5 protein-coding genes are annotated in these 5,459 nt (G+C 53.4%); 1 reads left to right on the top strand and 4 read right to left on the bottom strand.

What is annotated here, in order from left to right; genetic code table 11:
- Nucleotides 1-395 precede the first annotated feature (395 nt).
- Nucleotides 396-1,259 (top strand): D-amino-acid transaminase, encoded by an 864-nt coding sequence (gene dat, locus I656_RS02990; RefSeq protein ID WP_033006388.1) that lies wholly within the window; start codon nucleotides 396-398, stop codon nucleotides 1,257-1,259.
- Nucleotides 1,260-1,315: 56 nt separating this feature from the next.
- Here the strand turns inward: dat and I656_RS02995 are convergent, their stop codons facing one another.
- The 4 genes from I656_RS02995 to I656_RS03010 form a co-directional block, all read right to left on the bottom strand.
- A complete protein-coding gene (locus I656_RS02995) occupies nucleotides 1,316-2,113 on the bottom strand; it encodes an ABC transporter ATP-binding protein (RefSeq protein WP_013146218.1) in 798 nt (265 codons plus the stop codon).
- Nucleotides 2,079-3,071: an ABC transporter permease gene (locus tag I656_RS03000; protein WP_033006390.1), complete on the bottom strand. Its 993-nt coding sequence runs from the start codon at nucleotides 3,069-3,071 to the stop codon at nucleotides 2,079-2,081. The genes I656_RS02995 and I656_RS03000 overlap by 35 nt, the downstream gene beginning before the upstream one ends.
- Nucleotides 3,072-3,198: 127 nt before the next feature.
- On the bottom strand, nucleotides 3,199-4,206 hold the full coding sequence (locus tag I656_RS03005; RefSeq protein ID WP_011230172.1) for an ABC transporter substrate-binding protein: 1,008 nt from the start codon (nucleotides 4,204-4,206) through the stop codon (nucleotides 3,199-3,201).
- 128 nt (nucleotides 4,207-4,334) lie between these two features.
- On the bottom strand, nucleotides 4,335-5,459 hold a 1,125-nt coding region (locus I656_RS03010), incomplete at its 5' end, for a long-chain-fatty-acid--CoA ligase (RefSeq protein ID WP_020756254.1).

The following is a 5,459-nucleotide window of genomic DNA, read 5'->3' as shown; positions in this document are numbered from 1 at the left end:
ATAAGTTGAAACTTTGTTTTACATCCAGTAGAGCGCCCGCTGCATTCTATCAAAATGACTTGTTATGAAGGAAAACAGAATCGAACAATCGGAAAATCTTTATTGCAACTTATATATATAAGTTGAAACTTTGTTTTACATCCAGTAGAGCGCCCGCCGCATTCTATCAAACTGACTTGTATGAAGGAAAACAGAATCGAGCAATCGGAAAATCTTTATTACAACTTATATAGATTGATAACTTTATTATCTAAAAATTCGTCTCATTTCGCAACCCGAACGTCCATCCATTGTTTCTGCTCACGCCAAACACGAGACAAACGCAGAGAGAGGCCAATCTATGATATAATCAAACTGATTCATGATTGACGGCAACAGAAAGGGAGTGCACGTCCATGTCAGTGAAACCGTATGTATTAACCGACCGCGGCATTTTCCGTTATGAACAAGTCACGTATCCGATGGAAGAGCGCGGCTTGCAATTCGGCGATGGCGTCTACGAAGTCGTCCGTTTATATAGAGGAACATACGTTTGGCTTCGCGAGCATCTTGACCGGCTGTACCGTTCAGCGGCCGCCATTCGCCTATCCGTTCCGTTTGGCTGCGAAGAGCTCATCGAACAGCTTGAGGAGCTTCGCCGCCTCAACGATGTGCAGGAAGATGCGATTTTGTATTTGCAAATGACGCGCGGCAGCTTCCCGCGCAACCATGCGTTTCCGGCGGAAAACCGGCCGAACTTGTACGCCTACATCCAGCCGATGGCGCGGAAAACCGAGGAAATGACACATGGGGTGCGCACGATTTTGACGAAAGATGTCCGCTGGGAATACTGTTACATTAAAAGCTTGAACTTATTGCCCAACGTATTGGCGAAACAAGAAGCGGTTGAGCGCGGAGCGTTTGAAGCGATTTTGCATCGCGACGGCGTCGTAACCGAAGGCAGCTCGTCAAACATTTTCCTTGTCAAAAATGAAACGGTGTACACCCATCCGGCCACCGCACGGATTTTAAACGGCATCGTCCGCACGAAAGTGAAGCAGTTTTGCGCTGAGCTTGGCATTCCATTTGTCGAAGAAGCGTTTTCCACCAACGACCTTAGGGAGGCGGACGAACTGTTTTTAACGAGCACGACGTCAGCGATTATCCCGATTATTCAAGTCGACGAAACGGTGATCCGAAGCGGCGCGCCGGGGGCGGTGACGAAGGCGCTGCAAGCCGCCTACCGACAAGCGACGCAGCGAGAAACCCAAAATATCTGACCGGCCGGCCGAACAGAAGAGGTGTCCCCCAGCCAAAGAAGGACACCTCATTTCCTTTATGAGCTGAGCACGGCGCGGTCGCTCGCAAACTGGCTGCCGCGGATGCGTTGGAATGCCTCAAGCAGCCGCTCGACCGTCAGCTCTTCTTTCTCCTTTCCTTCTGCGGCAAAAATGATTTGCCCGCCATCCATCATGATCAACCGGTTGCCAAGGCGAATCGCCTGCTCCATGTTGTGCGTCACCATGAGCGTCGTCAGGCGGTGCTGCTCAACAATTTGCTTCGTCAACTCCGTGACCAACTCCGCCCGCGCCGGATCAAGGGCGGCGGTATGTTCATCGAGCAACAGCACATCCGGTTTTGTAAACGTCGCCATCAACAGGGAAAGCGCCTGCCGCTCCCCGCCGGAAAGAAGTCCGACTTTGGCGGCGAGCCGGTCTTCAAGCCCTAAATGAAGCGTTCGCAGCGTCTCCCGAAACCACTCGCGCTTTTGCTTCGTGACGCCAAGGCTTAACGTGCGCCGCTTTGTCCGGTTGTAGGCGAGCGCCAAATTTTCCTCAATCGTCATATGCGGGGCGGTGCCGGCCATCGGGTCTTGAAAGACGCGGCCGATGTAGCGGGCGCGCGCATGCTCCTTGAGCGCGGTTACATCGCGGCCGTTGATCCACACTTCGCCGGTATCAGGAGACAGCCGTCCGGAAATGATGTTCATGAGCGTGGACTTGCCGGCGCCGTTGCTGCCGATGACGGTGACGAAATCGCCGGGGGCAAGCGTCAGATCAATGCCGCGCAAAGCGATTTTCTCGTCAGCCGTTCCTTCGTTAAACACTTTTGTAATTCGTTTCAGCTCCAGCAACGGTTTCCCCCCTCTCCAACTGCCGCACCCTCCGCTTTTTCCTCTGCCGTTCTTTTTGCGCCGCCAACGTGTTGGGCACGACGAGCGCCATCATCACAATGAGCGCAGTAATCAATTTCACATCGCCCGTCTCCAAAAACTCGACGCGCAACGCAAGCGCCAAAATGAGGCGATAGACGATGGCGCCGCCGATGACCGCCCACGTCGCGCGTGCGACCGAACGGGCGCCAAACAAAGCCTCCCCGATGATGACGGAAGCGAGCCCAATAACGATCATCCCGATTCCCATCCCGACGTCGCTGAATCCGCCGTACTGGGCGACGAGCGCTCCGGAAAGCGCCACAAGTGCGTTCGACAGCCCAAGGCCAAACACGATCAACCAATCGGTGTTGGCGGAAAAGCTCGCCACCATCGGCTTGTTGTCTCCAGTTGCCCGCAAGGCGATCCCCACTTCTGTTTTCAGCAGCCAATCCAACAGCCCTTTGACCATTAGCGCGACAATCGCCATTGACACAAGCACCGCCCATGTCCGCGGCGCAAAGCCGGTGAAGGAAACAAGTCGGTTGAGCGCCGCATCCAATCCGGCTTGCCGCCAGGCGGCGGTGATTTTTGTGATGACCGTTTCCTGCTGCAACAGCGGAACGTTCGATTTGCCCATAATGCGCAAATTGATCGAATACAAAGCGATCATCATTAAAATGCCGGATAACAGTGGATTGATTTTCCCTTTCGTATGCAAAAGCCCAGTCAACACCCCGGCGGCAAAGCCGGCCAAAAGCGCCGCGGCTGAGGCGGCAAACGGGTTGGCTCCATTGACAATGAGCACGGCGGCGACAGACGCGCCGGTGACGAAGCTGCCGTCAACCGTCAGATCGGGAAAATCCAAAATGCGAAACGATAGATAGACGCCGAGCGCCATCACGGCGTAAATCAAGCCGGCTTCGACGGAACTGAACATCGCTGTCCACACAGCTTTTCACCTACCTTTTCGGAAACACACCGAAGGCGCATGTGGCACGTTGCGCGCCAAAACGCACTTTCCCTGCTTTTTTGGCCCCCTCCTTCATCGAAGGAGGGACGGCCGCTTATTCAATATATTCCGCAATGGAATCCCATTCTGGATTGAGCTTGATGCCCATTTCTTGCGCTGCTTTTTTATTGATGACAAGCTTCAATTTTTGTGGATATTGCACCGGCAAATCGGCTGGCTTTTTGCCGTCTTGCAAAATTTGCGCCGCCATTTCCCCCGCTTCGTAGCCGATGTCATAATAGTCAAACCCGTACGCCGCAAAACCGCCGCGCTTGACGGAATCGAGTTCACCGACAAAAAGCGGAATGTCGTGCTCATTCGCCACCTGGATCACCGACTCGAGCGCCGAGACGACCGTGTTGTCGGTGATGATGTACAGACAATCGACTTTGCCGACGAGCGACTCGGTCGCCTGCTTCACCTCTGCTGATGTCGATACTGATGCAGGAACGATTTGCAAGTCCGTTCCTTGCATCGCCTTTTTCACCTGTTCGATTTGAGCGACGGAGTTTTGTTCGCCGGCGTTATATACCATGCCGACGCGGTTGCCTTTGATATATTTGTCAATAAATTGCACCGTTTTTGGAATGGCCTCCGGGTGGGTATCGGTCGTTCCCGTCACATTGCCGCCCGGCTTTTCCATCGATTGGACAAGCTGCGCGCCGACTGGGTCGGTCACCGACGTGAACACGATCGGAATGTCTTTTGTCGCATTGAGCGCCGCCTGCGCGCTTGGCGTTGAGTTGGCAAAAATCAAGTCGACGCCGTCCGAAACAAAATTATTGGCGATCGTTTGGTTGTTGCTTTGGTCGCCTTGGGCGATTTGCACGTCATACTCAACGGACAGCCCTTTGTCTTTTAACGCCTGCTGGAATCCCTTGCGCGCCGCATCGAGCGATGGATGCTCGACAATTTGCGTCACGCCGATTTTGTACGTCTTTTCTTTCCCGCTCTTCCCGCCGCTTCCCTGGCTGCTTCCCGTCTCTTTCGCGCCGCCGCAGCCGCCAAGCAACAAAAAGCCGGCTGCACACACCGCGGCGAACCGCCGAATCGATTGGCCCATGATCCCATCCCCCTATGTAGAGAAGTTTAGTCCTTTTAAACTTTTATGTGTTAAATTATATAAATTTATCTACTTGTTTTCAATATACTATTCAAAAAAAAAGAAAAGGTGCTGAAAATTCAGCACCATCAAGCATGGGAAGACGCGAGCCGCTCTTTTAACGCTCTTCGCAAAATTTTTCCTGTCGCATTTTTCGGCAGCTCGTCCAAAAAGTCAATCGCGCTCGGCACTTTATATTTTGCCAACCGCTCACGGCAGTAAGCAATGAGCTCTGCTTCCGTCAACTCCGGATTTTTCGAGACGACATACGCCCGCACCGCTTCGCCGTAGTCCGGGTCCGGCACGCCGATCACGGCGGCTTCCACGACATCTGGATGGCTGTACAGCACTTCTTCGACTTCGCGCGGATACACGTTGTAGCCGCCGACGATAATCATCTCTTTCTTTCGGTCGACGATATAGAAATAGCCCTCCTCGTCCATGCGCGCCAAATCGCCGGTGTGCAGCCAGCCGTCGCGCAAGGCGGCCGCCGTTTCTTCCGGCATTTTGTAATACCCTTTCATAACGTTTGGCCCGCGAACGACAAGCTCTCCGACTTCGCCGACGGGCACTTCCTCGCCGTACTCGTTGACGACCTTATTTTCAACATTTTTAATGTTCGTTCCGATCGAACCAGGCTTGCGCGGCCGATCAAGAGGATTGAAACAGGTGACAGGGGACGCCTCCGAAAGCCCATATCCTTCTGAAATGATGACGTTGAACTTTTTCTCAAAGTTTTCAAGCAAGGCGACCGGCATCGAAGCGCCTCCTGAGATGCAAAGGCGGAGCGTCCGCAAATCGTCCGCACTTCCACCTTCATATTGATAAAGGAAATTGTACATCGTCGGCACGCCGGCAAAAATCGTCGCTTTTTCCTCTCGGGCCAGCTGAAACAACTTTGCTGGACTGAACTTTGGCATAATGAGCACCGTCCCGCCGTTCATTAGCGGGGCGTTGAGCGCCACGGTCAGGCAAAACACATGAAACATCGGCAGCGCAGCGATGATGCGGTCATTTTCATTGATGCCTAAATAATCGGCCGTATCTTGGGCATTGCTGTATATGTTTTGATGAGTGAGCATCGCCCCTTTCGGCTTGCCGGTCGTCCCCGATGTGTACAAAATGACGGCGACATCGTCATCACCCAGTTCAGGGCCGGTAAAATCCCGGCTGCCGTCCGCCAACACTTCTGCAAAGATTTCATTCCTTCCGAC

It is taken from the genome of Geobacillus sp. WSUCF1 (assembly GCF_000422025.1).
Lineage (GTDB): Bacteria > Bacillota > Bacilli > Bacillales > Anoxybacillaceae > Geobacillus > Geobacillus zalihae.
This window is presented reverse-complemented; position numbering and strand designations above follow the sequence as displayed.

Bases quoted from the DNA above. Each gene is read 5' to 3' on its own strand.
- I656_RS03005 (WP_011230172.1), bottom strand. From the start codon at position 4,206: ATGGGCCAATCGATTCGGCGGTTCGCCGCGGTGTGTGCAGCCGGCTTT.
- I656_RS03000 (WP_033006390.1), bottom strand. From the start codon at position 3,071: ATGTTCAGTTCCGTCGAAGCCGGCTTGATTTACGCCGTGATGGCGCTC.
- dat (WP_033006388.1), top strand. From the start codon at position 396: ATGTCAGTGAAACCGTATGTATTAACCGACCGCGGCATTTTCCGTTAT.